At 71.5% G+C, this 23,754-nt stretch carries 20 protein-coding genes and 1 pseudogene; 10 read left to right on the plus strand and 11 right to left on the minus strand.

Going from position 1 to position 23,754, the window contains the following annotated elements:
* Positions 1-109: 109 nt before the first annotated feature.
* Together ACIGXW_RS13600 and ACIGXW_RS13605 are read right to left on the minus strand one after the other, a co-directional pair.
* Entirely contained in the window at positions 110-928 is an 819-nt protein-coding gene (locus ACIGXW_RS13600) for an AraC family transcriptional regulator (protein WP_071967687.1), read from the minus strand.
* Between the two features lie 95 nt (positions 929-1,023).
* Complete coding sequence (locus ACIGXW_RS13605) at positions 1,024-1,926, minus strand: EamA family transporter (RefSeq protein WP_399572885.1); 903 nt, start codon at positions 1,924-1,926, stop codon at positions 1,024-1,026.
* Positions 1,927-1,994: 68 nt separating this feature from the next.
* Here ACIGXW_RS13605 and ACIGXW_RS13610 point away from each other — a divergent pair, with 68 nt between their 5' ends.
* A complete protein-coding gene (locus tag ACIGXW_RS13610; protein WP_399572887.1) occupies positions 1,995-2,858 on the plus strand; it encodes a LysR family transcriptional regulator in 864 nt (287 codons plus the stop codon).
* 102 nt (positions 2,859-2,960) lie between these two features.
* Positions 2,961-3,311 carry a hypothetical protein gene (locus ACIGXW_RS13615; RefSeq protein WP_071967684.1) on the plus strand — a complete coding sequence of 117 codons (351 nt, stop codon included), beginning with the start codon at positions 2,961-2,963 and terminating at the stop codon, positions 3,309-3,311.
* Here the strand turns inward: ACIGXW_RS13615 and ACIGXW_RS13620 are convergent.
* The 5 genes from ACIGXW_RS13620 to ACIGXW_RS13640 form a co-directional block, all read right to left on the minus strand.
* Positions 3,308-4,252: an amidohydrolase family protein gene (locus ACIGXW_RS13620; RefSeq protein WP_071967682.1), complete on the minus strand. Its 945-nt coding sequence runs from the start codon at positions 4,250-4,252 to the stop codon at positions 3,308-3,310. The genes ACIGXW_RS13615 and ACIGXW_RS13620 overlap by 4 nt on opposite strands.
* A 189-nt stretch (positions 4,253-4,441) precedes the next feature.
* Positions 4,442-5,428: an ROK family protein gene (locus tag ACIGXW_RS13625; RefSeq protein WP_399572889.1), complete on the minus strand. Its 987-nt coding sequence runs from the start codon at positions 5,426-5,428 to the stop codon at positions 4,442-4,444.
* Complete coding sequence (locus ACIGXW_RS13630) at positions 5,409-6,491, minus strand: ROK family protein (protein WP_399572891.1); 1,083 nt, start codon at positions 6,489-6,491, stop codon at positions 5,409-5,411. The genes ACIGXW_RS13625 and ACIGXW_RS13630 overlap by 20 nt, the downstream gene beginning before the upstream one ends.
* Positions 6,492-6,530: 39 nt before the next feature.
* A complete protein-coding gene (locus ACIGXW_RS13635) occupies positions 6,531-7,262 on the minus strand; it encodes a hypothetical protein (protein ID WP_399572893.1) in 732 nt (243 codons plus the stop codon).
* On the minus strand, positions 7,246-7,797 hold the full coding sequence (locus tag ACIGXW_RS13640; protein WP_399572895.1) for an RNA polymerase sigma factor: 552 nt from the start codon (positions 7,795-7,797) through the stop codon (positions 7,246-7,248). Before ACIGXW_RS13640 ends, ACIGXW_RS13635 begins: the two co-directional genes overlap by 17 nt.
* 184 nt (positions 7,798-7,981) lie before the next feature.
* Here ACIGXW_RS13640 and ACIGXW_RS13645 point away from each other — a divergent pair, with 184 nt between their 5' ends.
* The 5 genes from ACIGXW_RS13645 to ACIGXW_RS13665 all read left to right on the plus strand — a co-directional run bounded on the left by ACIGXW_RS13645 (position 7,982) and on the right by ACIGXW_RS13665 (position 13,864).
* Positions 7,982-8,161 carry a hypothetical protein gene (locus ACIGXW_RS13645; RefSeq protein ID WP_071967676.1) on the plus strand — a complete coding sequence of 60 codons (180 nt, stop codon included), beginning with the start codon at positions 7,982-7,984 and terminating at the stop codon, positions 8,159-8,161.
* Positions 8,162-8,342: 181 nt separating this feature from the next.
* Positions 8,343-8,870, plus strand: a complete 528-nt coding sequence (locus ACIGXW_RS13650) for a hypothetical protein (RefSeq protein ID WP_399572897.1) — start codon at positions 8,343-8,345, stop codon at positions 8,868-8,870.
* Positions 8,867-11,833, plus strand: a complete 2,967-nt coding sequence (locus ACIGXW_RS13655; protein ID WP_399572899.1) for a BTAD domain-containing putative transcriptional regulator — start codon at positions 8,867-8,869, stop codon at positions 11,831-11,833. Before ACIGXW_RS13650 ends, ACIGXW_RS13655 begins: the two co-directional genes overlap by 4 nt.
* 105 nt (positions 11,834-11,938) lie before the next feature.
* A complete protein-coding gene (locus ACIGXW_RS13660) occupies positions 11,939-12,865 on the plus strand; it encodes an NADP-dependent oxidoreductase (RefSeq protein WP_399572901.1) in 927 nt (308 codons plus the stop codon).
* Between the two features lie 63 nt (positions 12,866-12,928).
* Positions 12,929-13,864 (plus strand): AraC family transcriptional regulator, encoded by a 936-nt coding sequence (locus ACIGXW_RS13665; protein WP_399572903.1) that lies wholly within the window; start codon positions 12,929-12,931, stop codon positions 13,862-13,864.
* Positions 13,865-13,970: 106 nt separating this feature from the next.
* Here ACIGXW_RS13665 and ACIGXW_RS13670 read toward each other — a convergent pair whose 3' ends face one another.
* Complete coding sequence (locus ACIGXW_RS13670) at positions 13,971-14,660, minus strand: transglycosylase SLT domain-containing protein (RefSeq protein ID WP_399572905.1); 690 nt, start codon at positions 14,658-14,660, stop codon at positions 13,971-13,973.
* A 384-nt stretch (positions 14,661-15,044) separates the two neighbouring features.
* Complete coding sequence (locus ACIGXW_RS13675; RefSeq protein ID WP_399572907.1) at positions 15,045-17,495, minus strand: AAA family ATPase; 2,451 nt, start codon at positions 17,493-17,495, stop codon at positions 15,045-15,047.
* 255 nt (positions 17,496-17,750) lie between these two features.
* Between ACIGXW_RS13675 and ACIGXW_RS13680 the strand changes: the two genes are divergently transcribed.
* On the plus strand, positions 17,751-18,716 hold the full coding sequence (locus ACIGXW_RS13680; RefSeq protein ID WP_399572909.1) for a helix-turn-helix domain-containing protein: 966 nt from the start codon (positions 17,751-17,753) through the stop codon (positions 18,714-18,716).
* A gap of 43 nt (positions 18,717-18,759) precedes the next feature.
* Here the strand turns inward: ACIGXW_RS13680 and ACIGXW_RS13685 are convergent, their stop codons facing one another.
* The gene (locus ACIGXW_RS13685) at positions 18,760-20,388 is read right to left on the minus strand and encodes an ADP-ribosyltransferase domain-containing protein (RefSeq protein ID WP_399572911.1); all 1,629 of its coding nucleotides are present in this window, start codon (positions 20,386-20,388) and stop codon (positions 18,760-18,762) included.
* A gap of 109 nt (positions 20,389-20,497) precedes the next feature.
* On the opposite strand from ACIGXW_RS13685, the gene ACIGXW_RS13690 reads away from it, so the two are divergent.
* Entirely contained in the window at positions 20,498-21,175 is a 678-nt protein-coding gene (locus tag ACIGXW_RS13690; protein ID WP_071967859.1) for a macro domain-containing protein, read from the plus strand.
* An 11-nt stretch (positions 21,176-21,186) separates the two neighbouring features.
* Here the strand turns inward: ACIGXW_RS13690 and ACIGXW_RS13695 are convergent, their stop codons facing one another.
* Positions 21,187-22,254, minus strand: a complete 1,068-nt coding sequence (locus ACIGXW_RS13695; protein WP_399572913.1) for a helix-turn-helix domain-containing protein — start codon at positions 22,252-22,254, stop codon at positions 21,187-21,189.
* A gap of 315 nt (positions 22,255-22,569) precedes the next feature.
* Here ACIGXW_RS13695 and ACIGXW_RS13700 point away from each other — a divergent pair.
* Positions 22,570-23,742 (plus strand): annotated as a pseudogene (locus ACIGXW_RS13700) (amidohydrolase); the annotation flags it as partial.
* Positions 23,743-23,754 lie beyond the last annotated feature (12 nt).

Genomic DNA, 23,754 nt, shown 5'->3' on the forward strand with positions numbered 1-23,754 from the left:
TTCCAGCCGCCTTTCGTTCTCTCGCTGTACGGCTACGGCCCAGCCTCGCCGCGCGGCCGGCAGCGGTCTTGAACGAAAGTCGCGGAACGAAGACGCCGCCCCGTGAAGCTCAGGGGCGGATGGCCCCCGGCGTGACCCCGAAGTACCGCTTGCAGATGCGGGTCAGGTGCGCCTGGTCGGAGAATCCCGTGGCGGCCGCCACGTCGGCCGGTCGCTGCCCGGCCATGAGCAGGCGGCGCGCGCGGTTGGCGCGCAGCCGCAGCAGATAGGCGTGCGGCGGCAGTCCGTACGCCTGGCGGAAGGCGGCGATGAGGGACGCCCGCGGCATGCCCGCGGCGGCGCTGAGCTCGGCGACGGTGACGGGCTCCGTCCACCGGTCGTGCAGCATCTGCCGGGCCAGATCCGGGCCGCGGCGCACGCCCGGCGGAGCCCCGGCGGGGGCCACCCGACCGGTACGGGCGTGCCGGCGCAGCACCGCGCCCAGGCCCTCGAGCAGCAGGGACTCGGCGGTGAGGGGATCGTCGACGCGCTCCTGCTCGCGGTGGACGCGGCGCAGCCGGGCGAACAGTTCGGCGTCCCGTACGGCCGTCTCCGGGAACCAGACGTCCCGGGCGCGCAGGTGTTCGCCGGCCAGCTCCTCGACCATCGCGGTGTCGAAGTAGAACATGCGGTACCGCCAGCCGGACTCGTCGGCGGCGAAACCGGTGTGCACCTGCCCGGGGTTGAGGATCACCAGCTGCCCGGCCGGTACCACCACCGTGCCGCCGGCCATGTGCAGTCCCTCGGCGCCCTGCTCGATGACGCCGACGGAGAGCTGCTCGTGGCTGTGCCGGTCGAAGGCGAAGCGTTCGAAACGGGCGGCCAGGAGTTCCACCTGCGGACTGCCGGTCGCTGCCCACAGCCGTGCGTGTTCGCCTTCCGCCCCCATTGACGCATGGTCGCAGACAGGCATCCCCTGGCAAATGATCAAGGTCACAGCCGGCGGCGGTCCGGCCGCCTGTCCCGCGGCGGGCAGGCGTCGTCTCAGCGCGTACCCATGCGTACCGCGCCCGCGCTCGCCATGACCACCATCGCGATCGCGGCGCACTGCGACAGCGAGAGCCCCTGGTCCAACACCAGATAGCCCGCCGTCGCGGCGACGGCCGGCGCCAGGCTCGTCAGCACCGCGAACGTCGCCGCGGGCAGCCGGCGCAGGGCGAGCAGTTCCAGGGTGTAGGGCAACCCCGAGCTCATCACCGCGATCGCCAGGCCCAGGCCGAGCACCGCCGGCTCCAGGAGCGTGCCGCCCGACGCCCCGATGCCGAGCGGCAGGCTGACCAGCGCGGCGACGGCCATCGCGATCGCCAGACCGTCGAGCCGGGGGAAGCGGGCGCCCGCACGGGCGTTGAGCACGATGTACGCCGCCCACATCACCCCGGCGCTCAATGCGAATGCCACGCCCGCGACGTTGAGCTGGCCGAAGCCGCCGCGGCCCAGCAGGTAGACCCCGGCCAGCGCGAGAGAGGCCCACAGCAGGCTGGCGGCGCGGCGCGAGGCGACCACCGACAGGAGCAGCGGCCCGAGCACCTCGAGGGTGACCGCCGCCCCCAGCGGGATTCGGTCGATGGCCTGGTAGAAGAGGATGTTCATGCCGCCGAGGGCCAGGCCGAACCCGCCGACCAGCGCCCAGTCGGCGCGCGCGTATCCGCGCAGCCGGGGCCGGGCGACGACCAGCAGCAGCAACGCGGCGAACGTCACCCGCAGCGCGACCGTGCCGAGCGCCCCGGCCCGGGGGAACAGCAGCGCGGCGAAGGCCGACCCGAACTGCACGGACAGCGTCCCGGCCAGCACCAGGCCGACGCCGCCGAGAGTGCCGCGCCCCGCGGCGTGACGGACGACAACGGGCGTGGTCGTCGTGGCAGATGAGTTGTGCACCGTGGATGTCATGCCTTCACGCTACGAATCCGGCCACGCGGCGGGAAATGCCGAGTCCACCGTGGTTATGCTCCTGACGCATGACCATCGAGCTGCGGCATCTCCGTGCCTTCCTCGCCATCGCCGAAGAGGGCAACGTCACCCGCGCCGCCGCCCGCCTCCACCTGAGCCAGCCGGCGCTCTCCCGCACCCTGCGCCAGCTCGAGGACCACCTGGGCGCCCGCCTCGTCGACCGCTCCACCCACCACCTCGAACTGACCGCCGAGGGCCATACCTTCCGCGACAAGGCCCTCGCCGCCGTCGCCGCCGTCGAGACCGCCCTCGACCCCGGGGGGCTCAGGCGCTGGCCGCTGCGCCTGGGCCACACCTGGGCGGCGCTCGGCGACTACACCATCCCCTTCCTCCGCCGCTGGGACGAGACGCACCGCGCCGTTCCGCTGGAGCTGCTCCGCATCGACGACCGCACGGCGGGCCTCACGCAGGGCAAGGTCGACGCGGCCCTGCTGCGCGGCGCGGTCACCTCGGCCGGGCTCCGCACGGAGCTGCTGCTGTCGGAGGAGCGGGTGGTGGTCATGCCGACCGACAGCCCGCTGGCGGCGCTCCCCCGGGTCACCCTGGCGGACCTCGCCGACCATCCGATCGCCCTCAACACCGTCTCCGGCACCACGACGGTGAACCTGTGGCCGCCGACGGCCCGCCCCGTCGCGACCATCGAGGTGACCAACACCGACGAGTGGCTCATCGCCATCGCCGCGGGCCGCGCCGTGGGGGTCACCACGTCGGCCACCCCGGGCAACCACACGCACCCCTCGCTGGTCTACCGTCCGCTCGCGGACGCGCCGACCGTTCCCGTCGTCCTCGCCTGGCGCGCGGGCCCGGGACACCCGGCCGTCCCGGACCTGCTGGCGCTCGCACGCGAGGTCCTCGCGGCCGGAAGGGCCTGAACCGAGGGACGGCGGATCAGAGCCACGCACCGGACGGCGAGTCAGCCTGGCGTTCGACCGGCGGGATACCCTTCAAGATCATGACATCGTAGGCTGAAGATCATGCACACGACCTTGTCCGAACACGCCCGGTGTCTCTACGGCGACGAGTTTCGGCCCGTGCCCGCGTGCGACCGCGAGCACAAAGAGCACTACTTCGTCGAAGAACTGACGTTCGCCGACGCCGACTCGATCCTCTCCATGCTGCGAGAGCTCGGCCCGCACATGGTCGAGAGCCGGCTCCCGGTGTGGGTCCGCAACCTCACCTACCGGCTGCTCCTCCTCCAGCGGCCCGACGACCCGGCGCTGATGCGCGAGGCAGCCGACAGCCTCTACCTCCACGGACCCTTCTGGGACGACATCGCAGCCGACCTGCGCCGACGGGCCGACGCTCTGGAGGCGGCCCCCGTCTAGCCCCGGGCGAGCCGGGGAAGGAGGGCCTCGGCGTTGCCGCGGTTGACGGCGTGCAGCTGTTCTGGCGTCCAGTGCGGGTGGTCGTCCAGCGCCGCGTCGAACCCGGTGCCCCACTCCTCGGGGACCATGGGGAAGTCGCTGCCGTACAGCACGTGTCCGGGCGCCGCGAAGGCCAGGAGCGAGGGCAGGGTGGCCGGGCCGGCCGCGAAGGCGGTGTCGAAGTAGAAGCGCCGCAGGTCGGCGAGGACGTCCTCGGGGGTGGTGCCGGGCCGCAGTCGCCCGGCGCAGGCGAACCGGTGGGCGGCGTACGGAAGGAAGCCGCCGGCGTGCGGCAGGATCATCCTGATCCGGGGGTACCGGCGCGGAACCCCGTTGACGACCAGGTGCAGGGCGGCGCGGGTGGTGTCGTACGGGAAGTCCACCAGTGGGCCGGGCAGGTCCGGAAGCGCCGGCCCCGGCGGCGCGGTGGGGTGGATCTGGACGACCGCGGCGCGGGCGTCCAGCTCGGCCCACAGGGGCTCGAACCCGGGGTCCCCGAGGTAACGGCCATGGGCGTTGCTGAGCACCATCACCCCGTCGGCGTTCAGCTCGTCCAGGGCGTGCGCGGCCTCGGCGAGCGCTCCGTCCACGTCGGGCAGGGGAAGGGCGGCGAAGTGCCCGAACCGGTCGGGCCGGTCCTTGACCAGCTCCGCGGTGTACTCGTTGACTCCCCGGGCCGTGGCGCGGGCCGCCGCGGGGTCGTCCGGTGCACCGACCGGGGCGGCGTACGACAGCACGCCGGTGGCGATCGACCGGCGGTCCATCATCGCGATCGCGCTCCGCTCGTCCCAGGCCGGCGCGGGCCAGCCGAAGGCGGCGGCGCGGCCGGACATCGCGCGGCGACGCTCCGGCGGGATCAGGTGCTGGTGGACATCGATGCGCACGGGATCCGTCGTGCCCATGTCGAGCCTCCTCCCTGGAAACGGGTACCGGCTGCGGTACCGGCCGCGGCGGGGCGGCCGGTACCCATCAGACGGGACGGCCGCCCCGGACGGAGCGGTCCGGCACCGGACACGGACGGGCCCGCCCGGCAGACCACCCGGACAGCCGAAGCCGGTGGGCCGGCCGGTCCGGGGGACGTGCGCTTGGCCTCACAGTCCGTCGGCCGGCCCCTCCTTCTCCTGGTCAAGGGCCAGCAGGGCGGCACCGATCCACCCGGCCTCCGGCCCGAGGCGGGCCGGCTCGATGTCCGGGAGCTCACGGTGGGCGGCGGCGGTGACGAAACGGGTGAAGCTCGAGCGGATGGGGGTCAGCAGGAGATCGCCGACTTCCGCGACGCCACCGCCGATGACCACCAGCTCGATGTCGAAGAGGTTGACGAGCGTCGCGACGCCGATGCCGAGCCAGTGGCCGAGTCGTTCGAGCTGAGCACAGGCGGCCGGGTCGCCGGCGCGCGCGGCGGCCGAGACCGTTTCCCCGGTCACCCGGCCGGGGTCGCCGGCGAGCCTGGCCAGCATCCCGCCGGGGTCGGCCGCGGCCGCCGCGCTGCCGTAGCGGCCGAGCGCCCGCCCGGAGGCCAGGGGTTCGAGGCAGCCGATGGTGCCGCAGCCGCAGCGTTCGGTGCCGTACGGGTCGACGATCATGTGGCCGATCTCCATGGCGATTCCGGTGCGGCCGCGGAAGAGGCGATCGGCCAGGACGAGGCCGCCGCCGACACCGGTGCCCACGGTGATGAAGGCCATGTGAGCGGCGCTGTTCCCCATGCGGTACTCCGCCCAGCAGGCGGCGTTGGCGTCGTTGTCGACGACGGTCGGCAGTCCGGTGGATTCCTGGAGCAGTCGCCGGAGCGGCAGATCACGGTAGGCGTTGTTGGGGGCGGTCCGAATGCGGCCTTCGGGCCAGTGGATGAGGCCCGCCGCTCCCACGCCGACAGCGGCGATTCCGGGATGCCGGGAACGCAGTCCTTCGATCAGGACGGAAACGGTCTTCACAATGGCCGCCTGGTCGACGGGGCTCGGCACGGCCGGGACCCGTTCGACGACGCGGCCCTCCGCGTCGACCACTCCTGCCGCGATCTTCGTGCCTCCGATGTCGAGTCCGATGGAGAGCCGGCCGTCATCAGGGAATCGTGGGGGCATCAGGGGTACTCCTACCGGGTTGAAGCCAGACGTCGAAACAGCTCTGCAGAGCGATCAGCGCGGCGCCGTGCGCACCACGGACGGCATCCAGCGGCTTGGTGACGATGCGACAGTCCCTGCTGATGTGGAACGTGTTCGCGGGGAACCTCCGCATCGCGTGGAGGAAGGAATTCGCCGCCCGGCGCCCCGGCCCGCCGCTGATGAGGTCCTCGGCCGCATAGATCACCAGATGGGTCGGGCCGAACGTGGTGAGGAGCGTGGCGATGCCGCGGGCGATCGAGATCCCGGCCTTGCGGAAGGCCGCCGCCGCCTCACGCGCCTGCGAGTCATTGCTGTCGGCGAGCGCGATCGCGGCCTCGAGTCCGTCCAGTTCCCGCCCGGTCCGTTCTTTGACCACGGCGGTCAGCGCACGGTTCCCGACCTGGCTTTCGATGCAGCCCCGCATCCCGCAATCGCAGATCCTGCCCCTCGGCCACACCTGGAGGTGCCCGAATTCCATCGGGACGGAGATCCGTCGGCCGCGCACGACCATTCCGGCACCCACGCCGTCACGGACGAGTACGACCCCGAACGTGGCGTTCTTGCGGCCCACGCCGAGGCTCTGCTCGTACGCCGCGAAGGCGTGCGCATCGTTCTCCACCGACGTGGCGCAGCCCACCATGGAGGCGAGTTCCGCACCGAGCGGGAAGTCCACCCATTCATAGGGAGGGGGTTTTTCGTGCCTGTGGTCGTCGGGGCCGTTGACGAGGTGGAGCACCGTTCCCGTGTCCGGGTCGACGGGGCCGCCCACCTGGACCCCCACGCACACCCTGTTTCTGGGAAACGCACAGCCCAGTCTGTCGTCGACCAGACTGCCTGCCATCTCTGCCACGCGCTTCACCACCTCCTCCGACTCCATGACCGTGAGATGCCGACGGGAGCGTGCCATCACCACGCCGTCGGACCCGACAACGACCCCTGTGAGTTTGTACGGCTGGATTTCGATGCCGACCGCGTAGCGCCCGTGGTCGAGTTCGTACGAACGTCGTAGAACCTGCCGCACTGTCACGTCGTTCACGTTCATGTGCCACCTTGCGTCCGGTGGTGCGCTCAGGAGAGTGGGTCAGGTCAGCGATTCCGGGGCCACTGCCTCCGGATACCGCTGGACCGCGGCACGGATGGCGATGGGGGTCAAAGTGACGATCTCGTCGGTGTCGCCCGCCCCGTCCCCGGCGCGTGCCACGCGGCGCAGTTCCTCCGCCTGTCCCGTGGTCGCGCAGTCCCACAGCACGCCGACGAGATCGGATGCGTCCGTGTCCTCGAATTCGTCGAAGGAGACCCGTTCGGCCATGAGGTGACGGCTCCGATTGACATAGGGCAGGTGCCGCACGCACTCCGTGAGGAACGCGGCCTTGAGTTCCGGCACGGCCGCCTGCGGTTCCGGAACCGGTTGCCGCGCCTGGTCGCGGAAGCTGCCCAGGGCTCGGGCCGCCGTCTCCACCGCGAGCTCGTCGATGTCGTGCCGATGCAGCCGCACACCGGGCCGGCCCGCTGTCGCGATGGCCAGCAGCCAGAGATGGATGACGTGATAGCCGTATGCGGCCCAGCCGGCCTGGGAATCGAAGCCGGGGGCATCCGCCCTCCGGGCGCGGCCCGCGGGCGGTGCCGCCGCGCAGGACCCCAGGAGCCGTCGCAGCCGGTCCTCCACCTCGTCCGGGGTGAGCCGGCTCTCGACCTCGGCCCGGACGGCCAGGAGAAAGCGCTCGAACGCGGGGTGCACGTTCGTCGTCGTTTCTCTGGCGGTCTTCGGCTGGGCCCTGCGTGTGGTGAGAGCTCGCTCATTCCTTGTGGACATGCGAACCTCCTTCTTTTTCCTCGTAGTTCTCGAGCGAGCTTCGCAGCGTGGCGAGCGCGTGTCGCAGATTGCTGCGGACGGTGCTCGCCTTCACGCTGATCAGATCAGCGATTTCCTGTGCGGAGTAACCGTCCAGGTGCAGAGCCAGTACCTGTCCCTGCCGAGGAGGCAGACCACGCAGAATCCCCAATACCTTTTCGTGTTCGTCAGGTTCGCCGCGGTCTGCCGATGTCGGGCCCGCCGGCCCCGTCAGTCGCGCGTTCCGTGATTCCAGGGCCAGCCGCTTGCGGTTGCGTTCGGCCTTCTTGCAGTACGCGTGCCAGGCGACCGTACGGACCCAGCCCGCGGGACTCTTGCAGTCCGGCCGTGTACGCAGGAGCTCCTGCATGGCGTCCTGCGTCGCGTCCTCGGCTTCCTCATAGGTCGCCCCGGCTCTCATCAGGCTATGAACGACTCGTGGGTACTCCGCGGTATAGAAAACGGCGAAACCCGGCAACTCATCCGGTATGACCCCGTGATCTCCTTGGGGACTCACGCAGCCACCTCCTGTGGGTCGGTCACACCCTTATAGGTCCGTGAGCGCGCGGCGGTGTGCAAAATCCCGGCAGAAGCCCCCTGTCCACGGCACTTGCACGGGAAGAGTTCCTTCCGCCCCTTCTTCGATAACTGCCCGTCGATAACAGCCTCTTCGACCACAACCCGAGGAAGGTGAGGCCCTTATGAGGCGCACCACCGGTTCCCACCGGAACCCGAGCCCCACTGAGGTCGTGGCGCTCGTCAACGGCATGACCGCGAGCATCGGAGGCACGTACGTACTGACCTCGTCGGTCCTGATCACCGCCCTGGCCGGAGTGCTGGCGGTGGCCGTGGCCGCCCTGCACTTCCTCTTCGACTCCTGAGCGTCACGACTCCTGAGCGTCGCGGGCGCACGGCATGGGATCGGACGCGGGTCCGGTCCCATTTTTCCGTTTATAAAGTCTTGATCGTTTATATATCGGCGTCGACGAAGGTCGAGCCCAGCAAGTCAAGGGCGCACCGCACCCCGCGATGACGCCCCACACGATCAGGAAGGGCCCCGCTATGACGACGAGAGCACACCACTCGGTCACCGCCCGCGCCGCATCCCTCACGGCCTCGGTCTTACTCGCGGCGACAGGGCTGCTGGCCACCAGCGGTGCGGCCCACGCCGAACCCAACGCCGCCCGCTCCGCCCTCTCCACCGGCGAGACCCTGTCCCCGGGCGCCAGCCTCAACAGCGGCGACACCCGGCTCGTCATGCAGCACGACGGCGACCTCGCCCTCTACACCACCGGCACCGGCGGGACGGATCCGCAGCTGCGCTGGCACTCCGGCACCACCGGCGAGGGCAACCGCGCGGTGATGCAGGACAACGGAAACCTCGTCGTCACCACACAGGACGGCAAGTCCCTGTGGGAGAGCCGCACCGACAGCAAGGACTGCCTGCACCTCCCGGTCACCAAAGTCACCGTCGGCTCCGGCGGCGACATGTCGATCCTGACCATGCCCGACAGCGAGGCACCGTACGTGATCAGGCTCTGGTCGTCGTCGCTCGGCCTCCAGTTCCCCTGCGGGTCCACGGCCCGGTGAACGCCCCCGCCACGGGGCTGAGCTTCGCCCTGCTCGGCCCCGTACGGGCCTGGTACGACGGGACTCCGGTCGCCCTCGGCCAGTCCAGGCCGAGGGAGGTCCTCGCGGTCCTGCTCGCCGCCGCCGGGCGTACGGTGTCGCCGGCACTGCTCGTCGACGGGGTGTGGGACGAGGGCGAGCGGCCGGCCCGGGCGGAGCACTCGGTCCGTACCCACGTCTGGCGGCTGCGCCGGGCCCTGGCCCGGCACACCGCCGAACCGGTGCTCGTCACGGTCGGCGGCGGCTACGCGCTGCGGGTGCCGGCCCCGGCCGTGGACGCCTGGGCCTTCGAGCGCGCACTGGCGCGGGCCGAGGAGATCCGCGCCTCGGGCGGCCCCGCGGAGCAGGCCCGCGAGGTCCTGTCCGAGGCCCTGGAACTGTGGACGGGCGAGCCGCTGGCCGGCCTCAACGGCCCCCACGCCAGGGCGCTGCGCGACCGGCTCGCGCAGGTGCGGCGGTCGCTGCTGGAGGCCCGGCTCACGCTCGACGCCGAGCTCGGTGACCGGCCCCGGCTCGCGGCGGAGGCGGGTGCCCTGGTCATGGAGCACCCGTCGAGCCAGCGGCTGCGCGCGGTGCAGATGCTGGCGCTGTACCGCGCCGGACGTCAGGCCGAGGCGTTGGGCGTGTACGAGGACACCCGGCGGTACCTGGGCACCGAGCTCGGGCATCTGCCGCCGGCGGAGCGCACGCCGTGCGAGGAACTGACCGCGCTGCACCGGCGGATCCTGTGCTCGGACCCCTCGCTGCGGCTCCCCGAGGCGGACCCCCCGCCCCGTGCCCCGGGCCGCAGTACGTTCCCCTCCGGCATCAGCGGCTTCACCGGACGCGAGGAGCAGGTCCGGGAGCTCGCCGGGATGCTGACGCAGCCGGACGCCTCGGCCGTGGTGGTCTCGGCGGTCAACGGCATGGCGGGCGTCGGCAAGACCACCCTGGCGGTCCACACCGCCCACGGGCTCGCCGACGCCTTCCCGGACGGGCGCCTGTACGCCGACCTGCGCGGCGCCGACGCCGAGCCCCTGCGGCCACATGCCGTACTGGACGGGTTCCTACGAGAGCTGGGCACCGCGGAGAAGGACATTCCCGAGGGTGCCGACGAGCGCGTGGCGCTCTACCGCTCGCTGCTCGCGGACCGCCGGATGCTCCTGCTGCTGGACAACGCGGCGTCGTGCGAGCAGATCAGGCCGCTGATACCCGGCGCCGCCGGCTGCGCCGTCCTGGTGACCAGCCGTGCCTGGCTCACCGGGCTTCCCGGGGCCCGCCATCTGCGGCTGGACGTCCTGCACCCCACAGAGGCGCTCGACCTGCTGCGGCGGACCGTCGGCCACCGCCGTGCGGACGCCGAGCCCGAGGCCGCCGCCGCGCTCGTGGCCGCCTGCGGCTTCCTGCCCCTCGCCCTGAGGATCGTCGCCTCCCGCCTGGCGGCGGAGCCCGGCAGACCACTCGCGGACATGGTGCGGCGTCTGACCGACGAACGCGGGCGCCTGGACGAACTGCGCACCGGCGACGCCGCCGTGGAGGCCGCGTTCGAGCTCTCCTACGCCACCCTCACCGCCGAACAGGCACGCGCGTTCCGGCTGCTGTCCACGGTGGACGTTCCCGACCTCGCCCTGCCGAGCGCGGCCGCACTGCTGGGGCTCGGCACCGACGAGGCCGAGGAGATCCTCGACTCCCTCGTCGAACTCAACCTCCTGGAGTCGCACCGCCTGGGCCGCTACCACTTCCACGACCTGGTACGGGACTTCGCCCGGACGAGGAGCACCCGTCAGGACTCCCCCGGCACGACGGCCCGGGCCGTCGCCGGCCTCCTGGACTTCTGCCTGGCCACCGCCCGCAACGCCGACGCGGTCGCGCACTCGGCGGAGCCCGACGAACGCACGCTCATCGACGTCGCGGTGGCCTCACCCGGGCTCGTATTCACATCAGCCCAGGAGGCCACCGACTGGATGCACGAGGAAACCGTCCTGCAGCGGGCACTGGTCGCCCGCGCCTGTGCCGACGACTGCCTGCCGCTGTCCCAGGCCGCCGACCTGATCGATCGGTTGAACACCGTGCTCTCCGGCATCACCCATCTCACGGCGGTGACGGAACTGGCCCAGCAGGTCGCCGACGTCGCCGCGCGGCGCGGCGACCGGCCGTCCGAGGCCCTGGCCCGGTACGTACGGGGGAACGCGCTGTGGCACGCCAACTCCTTCACCGAGGCCGAGTCCGAGCTCACCCGCGGCCTTGAGCTCTGCGACGGCGGGGCCGGTCCGCGGCTGCGCGCCTCGGCCCACCTCACCCTGTGCGCCAACGCCCGGGTCCACGGCCGTTCCGACGACGCGGTCGCACACGGGGAGGCGTCGGTGCGGCTCTTCCGCGCTCTGGGCGCGGCGACCGCCGAAGGCACGGCCCTGGGCGAGCTGGCCTTCAACTATGCCCGGCAGGGCCGCCTGTCCGAGGCACGGGCGGCCGCCGAGCGCGGCGCCCGGCTGGTCAGCGACCGGGAATCGGTGTCGAAGGCCATCGGCCTGTACTACCTGGCCCGGGTCCTGCGACTGTGCGGTGCCCGGGAGGAGGCCCTGCGGCAGGCCGATGACGGCCTGGTGCTCTTCCGCGCGCTGAACGTGTCGTCCTTCGAGGCCGCGTCCGGCAATCTGATCGCCGAACTCCACGCCGAGGAGGGGCGGTACGCGCTCGCGGTGCAGACCGCGGAGACGTTCCTGCCGCTCGCCCGCCGGGTCAGCGCGATGCTGGAGGGCGGCCTGCTCAGGACCCTCGGCCGCAGCCTCGCCCACGTGGGACAGCAGGCCCGTGCCGACGCCTGCCTGCGGGCCGCACTGACCCTCTTCGAGCGGCTCCAGGCGCACCAGGACGCCGAGCAGACCCGTGAGCTGCTGGCCGCTGGTCCAGACTCCAGCGAAGGAAGACGCTGGGACATCTTTTGAAGAGCCAGGGATATTCATCGACTCATTCGATCTCCCTAGTGTTGAGCACATCAAGCCGAGCCCGGGGCACCGATCCTCCCGGGCGCCCACCACAGGGAGAACACCATGCGCGCCGTCATCCAGAAGTCCTTCGGAGGCCCCGAGGTCCTGGAGGTCGCCGAGACCGACCGTCCCACCCCCCTCGCCGGCGAAGTCCTGATCCGCGTCCACGCCAGCGGCGTGAACCCGGTCGACGTGGCCGTCAGGTCCGGCGCCTACCCGCTGCTCGGCGAGCCGCCCTTCGGCGTCGGCTGGGACGTCTCCGGCGTCGTCGAGGAGGCCGGCCCCGGTGCCCGGTTCAAGCCCGGCGACGAGGTCTTCGGCATGCCGTTCTTCCCCCGCGCCGCCACCGGCTACGCCGAGTACGTCGCCGTGCCCTCCCGCCAGGTGGCCCGCAAGCCCGCCACCCTTGACCACGTGCAGGCCGCGGCCGTCCCGCTCGCGGCGCTCACCGCCTGGCAGGGCCTGGTGGACGCGGCCGGGATCGGCGAAGGCCAGCGGGTGCTGATCCACCGCGCGGCCGGCGGCGTCGGGCACTTCGCGGTCCAGGTCGCCAAGGCCCGCGGCGCCCATGTGATCGCCATGGCGAGCGCCCCCAAGCACGACTTCGTACGGAGCCTGGGCGCCGACGAGGTCATCGACTACCGCACCACCGACTACACGGAGGCGGTCAAGGACGTCGACGTCGTCTTCGACTCCTCCTCCGAGGGCGTGCGCGCCCTGACCGTCCTGCGCCCCGGCGGCACGCTCGTCAGCATCATGGAGCACTGGAACCAGGAGCTCGCCGCCCAGGTGGAAGCCGCGGGCCGCCGCTTCGCGGGCATCTCCGTCGAACCCGACTACGCCTCGCTGGAGGCGATCGCCGCGCTCGTGGACGCCGGGCGCATCCGTCCCCACGTTGCCCGGACGTTCCCGCTGGCCGAGGCCGCCAAGGCGCACGAGCTGGTCGGTTCGGGCCGGGTCCAGGGCAAGGTCGTCCTCACCGTCGACTGACGGCGGGCGGAGCATAGGCTGACGCCCGACGACGGGGGAGACAGGGGAGATGAGGGAACGGCGATGGACATCCTGACCGAGGCGCTGAGCTCGATGCGGACCGGGCAGCCCAGATCCGTACGCACCCACGGCCGCGCGCCCTGGGGCCTGCGTCTCCCCCCGGTCGCCGGCGCCGGCTTCCATGTGGTGCTCTACGGCACCTGCTGGCTCATACCGCTCGAGGACGCGCCCCATATGAAGCCGATCGCCCTCAGCCCGGGCGACGTGGTGTTCCTGCGCGACGGCCGCGGGCACATCCTCGCCGACCACCCCTCGACGCCGGCCGAGGTGGAAAGGCCGGACCAGTTCCACCCGGGCTCGCCCATCGGCACGGTCACGATCGGCGGCGACGGCCCCGGCACCAGCCTCCTGTGCGGCAACTACCACCTGGACCAGGGCCGCCCCCACCCGCTGGTGCACCAGCTCCCCGAGATCGTCCATCTCGCCACCCGGCACGGCCGGCACCCCGAGCTGAGCGCCGCCGTGCAGCTCCTCGGCACGGAGCTGGAGAACCCGCGCATCGGATCGGCCGGGATCGTCCCCGCGCTCATCGACTCGCTGCTCCTCTACATCCTGCGCGCCTGGATCGAGGATCAGCCCCCGACGGCGACCAAGGGCTGGGCGGCCGCTCTCGGCGACCCCGCGATCGCCCCCGCCCTGGCCGCCATCCACGAGGCGCCGGCCACCGCATGGACCGTCGAGACGCTGGCCGGCCGGGTGGGCCTGTCCCGGGCGGCCTTCGCGCGCCGCTTCACGGCCTTCGTCGGCGAACCGCCCATGGCCTATCTGACCCGCTGGCGCATGACGACCGCCGCCAAGCTGCTGCGCGAGTCCGAGTCCCCCCTCATGACCGTCGCGGCCCGGACCGGGTACGGCTCCGAGTACGCCTTCGCCAAGGCCTTCAAACGCGAGTACGGCCAGGCCCCCGGCAGCTACCGCCGCGAGGCGCGTGCCGCCTGAGCAGCGAAAGGGCGCAGCCCCCTCATGGGTGCTGCGCCCTTTGCGCGTCCTGCTTTATGCGTTATGCGTTATGCGGCATGCGCACGGAGTGCCGTCTGTGTCCGGATCAGTACGCGGAGTTGACGTTGTCCATGGAGCCGTACTTGTCGGCGGCATAGTTGCAGGACGCGGTGATGTTGGCGACCGGGTCCCAGATGTCCCAGGACGTGCCCTCGACGTGGTAGGCCTTGAACGTCGGGTCGATGATCTGCAGCAGACCCTTCGACGGCACACCGTTCACGGCGTTGACGTCCCAGTCGTTGATCGCACGCGGGTTGCCCGTGGACTCACGCATGATGTTGCGCTTGATGCCCTCGTACGAGGCCGGGATGCCCTTGGAACGCAGGACGTCCAGGGACTCCTTGATCCAGCCGTCCAGGTTGTCGGCGTACTTCTTCGGCGCCGGAGCGGCCGGCTTCGCAGCGGGCTTCATCGGCTGACGGGCCTCGGAACGGCTCGCGCGCTCCTGCTCGGCCTTCGCCTCGGCCTTGGCGGTCTCCGTGGCGGCCTTGGCGTCGGCCTTGGCCTTGCCGGCGGCGGCGTCGAAGGCCTTGGCCAGCTCGCCGTCCTGCGTCTCACCGAACTCCTGGGCACTCCGCGCCACGGTCTTCACACCGGCGCTGTAGGTGTCGGCGGCGGAGGCCTGCGGCACCAGCGCGAACGTCAGAGCGGCGGCGCCCGCAGCGGTGACGAGACCGGCAGCGGAGAACTTGTGAGCCTTGGACAGAGCGGTATAGCCGGAGATGGTGGAGCGCATAACTGAGCTGAACCTCTTCCAGTAGGGGACGTCGCAGTGGCCCGTGCGGCGCATAAGAGAAGCGCCGCGTCTCGAACGACGGCGCCGTGCGACTCAGCCATTGTTAGCGGGCCGAGAACCCCCTGACAAAGGGTGTGACCTACGACGGAACGCCGTAAAACACCCCCTGCGATCCCCGGAATTCCGCACTTCAGGGACCCCGCCACCACTACCCGGATTCGTAAGTGACGGGGCCCACGTGCCCGGCCTCACGCCCCGGGGCCCCTTCGCCGACTCAGCGCGACCGGCCGACTACGCGGGCGAGGCGCGATGCGCAGCTCCTGCCCGGTCAGGAGCGCGTACCCGTCCGTGGCCGTTCCCACCTGGTGCCCGGCCGCACGCAGCTCACGGGCACAGAGCTCCTCCCAGGGCCGCGCGCCCAGCCCGCGGAACGCCCGGTGGGCCTCGCGCAGGACGTCGTGGGCCTCGGCGCGGCGGTGGCGGCGCAGCCACGAGCCGTGGGCCAGCCGGAGGCGGGCGAGTTCGAAGACCCACTCCCCCGCGCCGCACGGCGTAGGCGTCGCGGTAGCGGGCGTCCGCCTCCTCGTCGGGCGCGGCGAGGGCAGTGGCCGCGGCGAGCAGGAAGGCGTGGTGGGCGGAGATCTCCGCCATCCGTGCCGCGCGCCCCGCGGCCAGGTGCGCCTGGGCCTCCTGTCGCCGCCCGGTGTGGACGGCCGCGTCCACGAAGTCGAAGAACGGCAGATGGAACCAGGGCAGGCCGCGCGGCAGGACGCCGGGCGCCATGAGCGACGACAGGTCGCAGTACGCATCCTCGTAGCGGCCGTGCGCCAGGGCGGCGAGGGCATGCAGGTGCGTGAGGTGGTCGGTGACGAATCGCATGCGGGCGCGCGACGCCACCGGTGTGATCCGCCGTTCGATCTCCCGCAGGCCCTCCTCGTCGCCGCGCCCGGCGGCGAAGTGGGCGTAGTAGTGCCGGAACAGCAGCGCGTTGCAGTGGTAGCCGAGCTCCTCGGCGGCCTCCGCCTCCCGGAGGCAGTCGTCGGCCGCGTCCCAGCGCCCCCGCAGGAAGTCCTGGTAGCAGCGGGCCTTCGCGATCGATCCCTGGGTGGCGTAGGCGTGTTGCCCGGTGAAGCGCCGCCACATGTCGTCGTCGGCGAGGTCGACCGCCGAGGCGGTCCACAGCAGCAGCCAGGCGCCCCCGGCCTCCTGCTCCTCGCTCATGCCCTCGGCCAGGGCTCGCAGTTCCTCCGATACGCCCTGTGCGGTGCGGGCCGGATCGGACCAGGCGCGGTGGCACAGCCGGGCCATGGGGGACACGTTCGGCAGGTGGTTCTCCAGCGCGCGCCAGGCCCGGGCGTCGTCGGTGTAGGTGGCGGCGAGCAGCAGCTTGAAGTAGACCTGTTCGGCCAGCCCGCCGAAGGACTCGGCGCCGGGTGCGGCGAGGGCGTCGAGGGCTTCGGGCAGGAGGGTGAACGAGGAGGCGAAGTCGATCCGGTGGCTCTGGTCGACGTACACCACGGCGTAGGCGAACAGCGGGGCGATATCGGACGGCACGGGTGCCCGCCGCAACTCCTCCACCAGCTTCGTGGTGTACGTGAGCCGGCCGCTCCGGGCGGCCATGACGGCCGCCCATGTCAGCCGGCGGGCGCGGGAGGCGGGGTCGGCGCTGAGGGCCGCCGCCCGGTCCAGCAGCAGCGCTCCTTCGGCATCGCCGCCGCGCCGCGCGATCCGCCGGCCCGCCTCCTGCAGCCGGGCGGCGAGGTCCTCGTCGGGCAAGAGTGCCGCGGAGGCCTCGTGGATCAGCCGGCGGGGGTCGTCCGTTCCCAGGCCCGACGCCAGGATCCGATGGGCTTCGCGCCGCTCGGGAGCGGGGGCCGTGGAGATGACGGCACTGCACACCAGCGGGTGCCGGAAAGCGAGCCTCCCCGAAGTGTCCAGCTGCGCCAGCCCGCTCGCCTCGATCTCGTCCAGCACCGTCTCCGCGGCGACTGCGACGACCTCGTGCGGCCACGTTCCGCAGGCGTCGGCCGGTGCACCGCCGCCGAGGGCGGTCAGCAGCAGGGTCCGGGCGGCCGGGGCCGACAGGGACCGCAGCCGGCCGGCGAACAGCCGCTCCAGCCGCTGTCCCAGCGGCAGCCGCTCCGGGAGGGGAACGATGCCCTTGAGGTGGTCCTCGTGCAGTTGGCGGGGCAGCTCCACGAGTGCCAGCGGATTGCCGGCGGCCTCCTGCAGCACCCTGCCGGCGGTCGTGGCGGCCAGCTCGGGGTGCCGCTCGCGCAGCAGGGTGCCCGCGTCCGTGGGGGTCAGGGCCGCCACATCGACCGGATCCGCCGGCCACCCCTCCGAGGCGGCACCGTCGGGACGGCACGCGCTGACGATGACGAGCGGCAGTTCCGCGATCCGGCGGTGGAGGAACGCGAACACGATGGCGCTGGAGGAGTCGACCCAGTGCAGGTCGTCGATCAGGAGCAGCAGGGGCTGCCGACGTGCCGCTTCCGCAAGCAGCGTCAGCGCGGCGGCACCCACCATGAAGCCGTTGGGCGGCAGTCCGTCACGCAGCCCCAGCGCGCATTCCAGCGCCTGCCGCTGACGCGGCGGGAGCGACTCCGAACGCTCCAGCAGCGGCCAGAGCACTTGGTGCAGCGCCCCGAACGCGAGCTCCGTCTCGGCCTCGGCACCCACCGCGCGCACAACGGTGAACCCGGCATCGCGCGCCCGCTCCTCCGCCCACGCCAGCAGGGCCGTCTTGCCGATGCCCGCCTCGCCGCGCAGCAGCGTCGCCGCACCTCCCGCCCCGGACCGTGCGTCGTCCAGGGCACGGCTCAACAGCGACATCTCCCGCCGCCGTCCTACGAGATTCCCGCAATCGGCTACGGACACCACGGCCGCTCCCCTGTCCCTCGGGCAGTACCCCTTTCAAGATCATAAATGCGATCGACGGCCCGTCAGCCCGGTGTCAGTCAAACGACCTACAGGTGGTGAACGCGGCAGGCGCAGGCTGAGGGCCGTTCGATCCGGAGCAACCCGGCACCGCCCCGGCGCACCGGCATCGGCATCCCCCTCGAAGCCCCAGCGACATCAGGGAAGGCCATGAGCCCTGCGACCATGACCACCACCGCGCCCGGACCGGACGCCGCGCCCGTCTCCCGCGATACCGCACACGCCACCCTCGGTCTCCTGCGGGTCTGTACGGCCCGAGGGCCGGCATCGGTCGTGGCACCGGCCTCCCTCATCCCGCCGAGCGGCGGAACCGCGGACGACACCGAAACCGCCGCCACGAACGCGGACCGGATCATCGCCGCGGTCCACGGACGGGGGGTCGCGACCTTCGTCCAGCACGGCGAGCTCCTCGCGTGCGGCCCGCACGACCTCGTCGTCCTCGACTCCGCCGTCCCCTTCGCCTTCCAGGAGGCGGAGGACTTCGAGCTGCACCTTTTCGGTGTGCCCCGCCAGCTGCTGGGGCCGGACCGGGCGGACGTCGAGCGCCTGTGCCGACTCCACCCGCATACCCGCGGCGACGTGGCGCCCCTGCTGAGTCCTCTGCTGCGGGACCTCGCCGCCACGGCGACGGTCCGCTCGCCACGGTCGGCGGAACACCTGGCCGGCTGCGTCGTCGCCTTGCTCAGGACGCTGGCGTTCGAGGCGGGTCCGGCGGGTACGCCCGATGCTCCCGCCACGAGCCCGGACGGGCGGGACCGGCACAGCCTGGCGCCCCGGCTGCGGGCCTACGTGAACGAGAACCTGGGGGACCGCGGCCTCACACCCGAGAGCATCGCAGCGCACCATCACATCTCGACCCGCTTCCTGCACCGGATATTCGCCGCCGAAGGCACCACCGTCGGCCGCTGGATCCAGCAGCGACGGCTCGAGGAATGCCACAGGGAACTGGCCCACGCACGCTCCGGCCGGCCCGGGGCAGCCGTGGCGACGGTCGCGAAGCGCTGGGGGGTGGCCAACCCCGCGTACTTCAGCCGCACTTTCCGCGCCGCGTACGGCATGTCGCCCACCGCGTGGCGCGACAGTCACGCCGCATCGCTCTGGCCTCCGGAGGCGTAAGCAGCCGGTCGTGCGGTTGACGCCTGTCGCGCCGGGCGCTTGATCAGGACACCAGGATCTGCTCTTCCAGTTCGGTCAGCTTCACGGTGCACAAGCCGCCGCGCTCGGTCTTGACGTCCGTCACCTTGAGCTGCGTGCCCGGCGAGAGGATGAATTCCTCCTCGCCGGTGAACGCGGAGAAGCGGCTGATGCCCACCGCTCTGGCGGGGACCACCTCGAACAGCGTCCGCTTGCCGCGGCTGCCGAGGAATGCCCGCGCCACGCCGAGGTTGGGCGTGCACGAGGACACGCCCCACCAGGTCACGGTCCGGCCGAGCGGGTACTGCGCACGCAGGTCCAGGGCAACCCCGCGCCACAACGGCTCCGTGCGGGCCGGAAGCTGCGACACCGCCGAGAACAGCAGCCGCAGGTACGGCAGGTACGGAACGACTCTGGCCCGGTCCGGGGCGCGCAGGACGGCGTTGATCTCCCGGTAGAACGCGGACTCGCAGGTATAGAGGTAGAGGGCGGCGATGGCGTCGGCGGACAGGACGCCGGTCGCCTCGTCCGCCCGCCTCTTGCCGAATTCGTGCGACAGATTGACGTGCCGGTCGAGACCGGACAGCAGCTTGGCGACCGGGGAGACGGCGTCACGGAAGTCCATGAGCGGCGTGTCGAACACACCGGTGATCGCGGGGAGGGCGAGCCCCTCGTCCTTTACGCCGGCGAGCCGGTCGAGGTACAGCTGGTGCAGCTCCATGGTGGACGCGATGAACGCGCCCATGCGTTCGGCGACGTCGCCGTTCGTCCCGCCGGCCTCCTGCGCGAGCTCGTTCCAGCCCTTGCTCGGCAGCCAGTCGACCTCATCGGCGCCCAGCGAGGCAAGGGCCTCGTTCACCATGGCGAAATGGTCGCCTTCGCAGAAGATGTCGCCCTGCGCCGCGGGATTCGGGTGGTCGATGTGCCGGACTTCGACCTCGGGGTACTTCTCCTGGAGTTGGAGGACGACCTTCTTCAGATTGCGTGCGTGAGCTCCCCACCAGGCGAAGACGACACCACGGTCCTCCTCGTCGGCGTTCTGCTTGGCCTTGAGGATCTCTTCGACGATCCGCTCGGCGACCGGACGCCAGAAAGCGGTGTGCGGGTCGGCTCCCCTCGCTCCGTCACTGCTGGCGGTGAGTGCCGCGTTCAACAGCAGCACACCCTGCGTGAGCATCGCCTGGAACCATTCCGGCGGTTGAACGGTGTCCTGCTTCTTCAAGAGCGCACGAATGTCGGCGATCGGGGTCTTCTTGGGTATGCCGTACTTCCACATCGCCGCCGCCTTGATGATGCAGCGGATGCTGACGACCCTGCCGAACTGGCTGTCCTTCCAGTCGTGGAAGGTGTTGTCGAACATGGCGATGCCGGTGGCGCTCTCCGGCCGCGGATACGGATTCTGACCGAAGATGACGACCTTCCACTTGTGCGGTGGATGGGGCTTGAGCGCCTGGAAGGTCAGTTCACGGACAGGGACGACATCCGGTCCGCGGCCCGCGCCGATGAACCTGGCCGCGTCCGGCTGCGCCTCGATGACCGGCTTCAGTAGCGGAAGCCACGGTTCACCGCCGCCTTCGAAGAGTTCGGCGAGGGCCAGCGGGTCATTGGGGTCGGACTGGGCGGGGGCGTTGGCGTTGGCGTTGGCGTCGATCATGGCCGGGAGGCTAGCAACGGGGTACGACAACCGAGCTCCCACCTGGTTGTCAGTGGGGCGCGGTAGCGTCGTGATCGCTGGAAGGACCGTCTCCCGATCGGAGTGGATGATGACCGTGAACGCCGTGCAGTCGCCGCTTAGGGTGGTACTGACCGACATCAACACCGAAGTGGTGGAAGCGTGGCGGGCGGCGTTCGCCGACACCCCCGACATCGAGATCCGCAAGGGCTCGATCCTCGATGAGGATGTCGATGCCTGGGTCAACCCGACCAACTCCCGGGGCCGGATGGACGGCGGGGTCGACGCGGTCATCAAGCGGCACCTCGGAGCAGGCATCCAACTGCGCGTGCAGCGGGCGATCCGCGACCAGTTCGCGGGAAGCCTCCCGGTGGGAAGCGCGGTGTGCGTCCCGTCCGGGGCGATCAACCCGAAGTTCCTGATTTCGACGCCGACGATGGAACACTCATCGCAGAACGTGAGTGAGACCCTGAATGTGGCCCTGGCGTGCGCCGCCGCGTTCCAGGCGATCCACCGGAAGAACAATGAGGTGCCGGGCAGCATCGGGTCGGTGGCGCTGGTCGGCATGGGCGCCCAGACCGGCCGGGTGCCGGCACGGGTGTGCGCCAATCTGATGTGGACGGGCTACACATTGTTCAATGACCACTGCTTCGAGGACTACGACGACCTGCGCAGCACGATCATTGCGCAACTCGACGACATCGAGAACGCGCCCACTGAGAAGCGGGTACGCATCGCGCCGCCCAAGCGTGCCACCTCCCGTCGCTGACTGAGGTTTTCTCAGCGAACCCCCTTTCCCTTGCCTGTAGAGAACGAGTGCGGCGCGCCGGAATGCCCTGAGTTCGGCTCGAGCGGCTCGTCGACGCCTTCGACCGCATGGCGCATGTCCAGCGTGCGCCACTCCCGCGGGGGCCGCCCGTAGACCGTTTTGAAGACGCGGCTGAAGTGTGCCGGGCTGTGGAACCCCCAGCGCAGGGCCACCGCGGAAATCGTCGAACCGGCCGGCCCCGGAGCGGACCGGGCGAGCTCCTTCCCGCATTCCTCGACGCGCCGCCGCTGGATCAGCCTGTGGACCGTCACGTCCTCGCCCTCGAAGAGCCGGTGAAGGTAGCGGACGGATATGCGGTGGGCCCGGGCGATGGCCTCCGGGGTGAGGCCCGGGTCGCCGAGATGGTTCTCGATGTAGCGGCGCACAGCGGGCAGCAGGTGGTCATGGGCCGCGCCCGGACAGTCGTCCTCCCTCTCCGCGTGCTCCTCCACCAGCGTGACCAGAAGGTCGGCGACGTTGCCGGCCAGCAGGTCGCCCACAGCCGACGGGATGCGCGCCGCGCGGTCCGCGAGGCGGTCCAGGAAGGGAGCCGGCTGCGCCCCTTCCCGCCCTGCTGCGAAGGCGCGCCCTGTCACCGTCCTCAACCGCGCCGCGGGCACGTTCAGCACCTGAGCGGGAAGCCGGAAGAACCGCTGCCGGAAGCGCTGCCTCTGCTCCAGGGAGAAGGGCCGCCGCGGATCGATCACGGCCAGGTGGCCCGGGAGCAGCGCGGTGCTGCGCCCGTCCTGTGTCAGGGCCGCGCTCCCGGTCTGCTGGAGGGCGACGACGACCCCGTCGGCCGGGGCGCGGTCAATGAGCCGGGGCGTGCGGCTCAGGCGTACGGGATCCGCCTCCAGCGACAGCACGCGCAGATAGCCGAGATGACGTACGTCGAACCTGCCGTCGAAGCCGTTCTCCTGCAGCGTCCTGACCTGTAACTCGGCGGCCAGCGCCCGCTCGACCCCTTGGTGCCAGGTGGCGAGCCGTGCGTCGGCGGGGACGTCGTCGAGGAGGGGGAACATTCCGGCGTGCGTCTGCATGTGACTTCTTACTTCCTGCTCGGATCGGGGCACACGGCCAGCGTGTACGCGTCACATGGCGACCCATTAGGTCATTTGACTGACCTCTTCGCTCCTGTGCACGCCGGGGCTACGGCAGCGCGGCGGCCGTGCGGTCGTGCGCCCGAGGACAAGAACGTGTGCACGCGACGACACATCGACGGTCCGACCCCGGCCTAGCGTCCTGCGGGTGCCCGTGCACCGGCCGCGACGGACACCCAGCCGCCGCCTTCGTCGACTTACCCGAACGGGCTGATCCCATGACCGACCGCCCCCCTCCCCCGAAAGGCGAGAGCCATGACGACGATGCCGGTCAGCGGTATCACCCCCGTACGCGACGACGACGCCCCCGCCGGCGCCGACCTCGTCCTGCGCAACGCGAAGATCTTCACCGGCGATCCCGGCCGTCCCGCCGCGAGTGCCGCCGCCGTGCGCGACGGCCGGATCGTGGCGCTCGGCGACGACCGGGACGTCGCGGGGCACGTCGGGGCCCGGACGAGGGTCGTGGACGCGCTGGGACGCCGGGCCGTTCCGGGCCTCAACGACTCCCATCTGCACGTCATCCGTGGCGGCCTCAACTACGTTCTCGAACTGCGCTGGGACGGCGTACCCACCCTCAGGCAGGCGCTGGCGATGCTCCGGGAGCAGGCGGGCCGCACGCCCAAGGGCCAGTGGATCCGCGTCGTCGGCGGCTGGACGGCCGACCAGTTCGCCGAGCGCCGCATGCCGACCGTGGCCGAGCTCACCGCCGCCGCGCCGGACGTTCCCGTGTTCGTCCTGCACCTCTACCAGTCCGCGATCCTCAACCGCGCCGCCGTCCGTGCCGCGGACATCACCCGCGACACCCCCGACCCGCGGGGCGGCCAGATCGTCCGCGACCGGAACGGCGAGCCCAACGGCGTCCTGCTCGCCGCGCCCAGCGCCCTGATCCTCTACTCCACGCTGGCCGCCGCCCCCGCCCTGGACGAGGCCGGCCGGCGCACCTCCACCCGTCACTTCCTGCGGGAGCTGAACCGCTTCGGCCTCACCTCGCCGTCGACGCGGCCGGCGGCTTCCAGAACTTCCCCGAGAACTACGCCACCGTCATCGACCTGGCCCGCTCCGGCGAGCTCTCCCTGCGCATCGCCTACCACCTCTTCCCGCAGACCGCCGGGCAGGAACTGGCCGACCTCAAGCGGTGGACCGCTTCCGTCCGGACGGGCGAGGGCGACGAATGGCTGCGCCTCAACGGGGCCGGGGAGAACCTGACCTGGGCGGCCGCCGACTTCGAGAACTTCGCGGAGCCCCGACCCGAGCTCGCGGCCGGCTACGAGGGGGAGTTCGAGCAGGCGGTCCGGCTGCTGATGGAGAACGGCTGGGGGTTCCGGCTCCACGCCACGTACGACGAGACGATCCGCCGCGACCTGGCCGTCTTCGAGAAGCTGGCGGCCGAGGGGCTGTTCCCCGCCGGCAACCGCTGGTTCTTCGACCAGCGACCAGTGC

It is taken from the genome of Streptomyces sp. NPDC053079 (genome assembly GCF_044546695.1).
GTDB lineage: Bacteria > Actinomycetota > Actinomycetes > Streptomycetales > Streptomycetaceae > Streptomyces.

Excerpts from the sequence above, each read along its gene's own strand:
- ACIGXW_RS13605 (WP_399572885.1), bottom strand. The coding sequence starts at position 1,926 with ATGACATCCACGGTGCACAACTCATCTGCCACGACGACCACGCCCGTT.
- ACIGXW_RS13650 (WP_399572897.1), top strand. The coding sequence starts at position 8,343 with ATGACGACGAGAGCACACCACTCGGTCACCGCCCGCGCCGCATCCCTC.
- ACIGXW_RS13630 (WP_399572891.1), bottom strand. The coding sequence starts at position 6,491 with ATGAACGTGAACGACGTGACAGTGCGGCAGGTTCTACGACGTTCGTAC.
- ACIGXW_RS13675 (WP_399572907.1), bottom strand. The coding sequence starts at position 17,495 with ATGTCGCTGTTGAGCCGTGCCCTGGACGACGCACGGTCCGGGGCGGGA.
- ACIGXW_RS13690 (WP_071967859.1), top strand. The coding sequence starts at position 20,498 with ATGACCGTGAACGCCGTGCAGTCGCCGCTTAGGGTGGTACTGACCGAC.
- ACIGXW_RS13685 (WP_399572911.1), bottom strand. The coding sequence starts at position 20,388 with ATGATCGACGCCAACGCCAACGCCAACGCCCCCGCCCAGTCCGACCCC.
- ACIGXW_RS13660 (WP_399572901.1), top strand. The coding sequence starts at position 11,939 with ATGCGCGCCGTCATCCAGAAGTCCTTCGGAGGCCCCGAGGTCCTGGAG.
- ACIGXW_RS13615 (WP_071967684.1), top strand. The coding sequence starts at position 2,961 with ATGCACACGACCTTGTCCGAACACGCCCGGTGTCTCTACGGCGACGAG.
- ACIGXW_RS13695 (WP_399572913.1), bottom strand. The coding sequence starts at position 22,254 with ATGCAGACGCACGCCGGAATGTTCCCCCTCCTCGACGACGTCCCCGCC.
- ACIGXW_RS13680 (WP_399572909.1), top strand. The coding sequence starts at position 17,751 with ATGAGCCCTGCGACCATGACCACCACCGCGCCCGGACCGGACGCCGCG.
- ACIGXW_RS13635 (WP_399572893.1), bottom strand. The coding sequence starts at position 7,262 with ATGTCCACAAGGAATGAGCGAGCTCTCACCACACGCAGGGCCCAGCCG.
- ACIGXW_RS13665 (WP_399572903.1), top strand. The coding sequence starts at position 12,929 with ATGGACATCCTGACCGAGGCGCTGAGCTCGATGCGGACCGGGCAGCCC.
- ACIGXW_RS13625 (WP_399572889.1), bottom strand. The coding sequence starts at position 5,428 with ATGCCCCCACGATTCCCTGATGACGGCCGGCTCTCCATCGGACTCGAC.
- ACIGXW_RS13610 (WP_399572887.1), top strand. The coding sequence starts at position 1,995 with ATGACCATCGAGCTGCGGCATCTCCGTGCCTTCCTCGCCATCGCCGAA.
- ACIGXW_RS13600 (WP_071967687.1), bottom strand. The coding sequence starts at position 928 with ATGGGGGCGGAAGGCGAACACGCACGGCTGTGGGCAGCGACCGGCAGT.
- ACIGXW_RS13645 (WP_071967676.1), top strand. The coding sequence starts at position 7,982 with ATGAGGCGCACCACCGGTTCCCACCGGAACCCGAGCCCCACTGAGGTC.
- ACIGXW_RS13670 (WP_399572905.1), bottom strand. The coding sequence starts at position 14,660 with ATGCGCTCCACCATCTCCGGCTATACCGCTCTGTCCAAGGCTCACAAG.
- ACIGXW_RS13620 (WP_071967682.1), bottom strand. The coding sequence starts at position 4,252 with ATGGGCACGACGGATCCCGTGCGCATCGATGTCCACCAGCACCTGATC.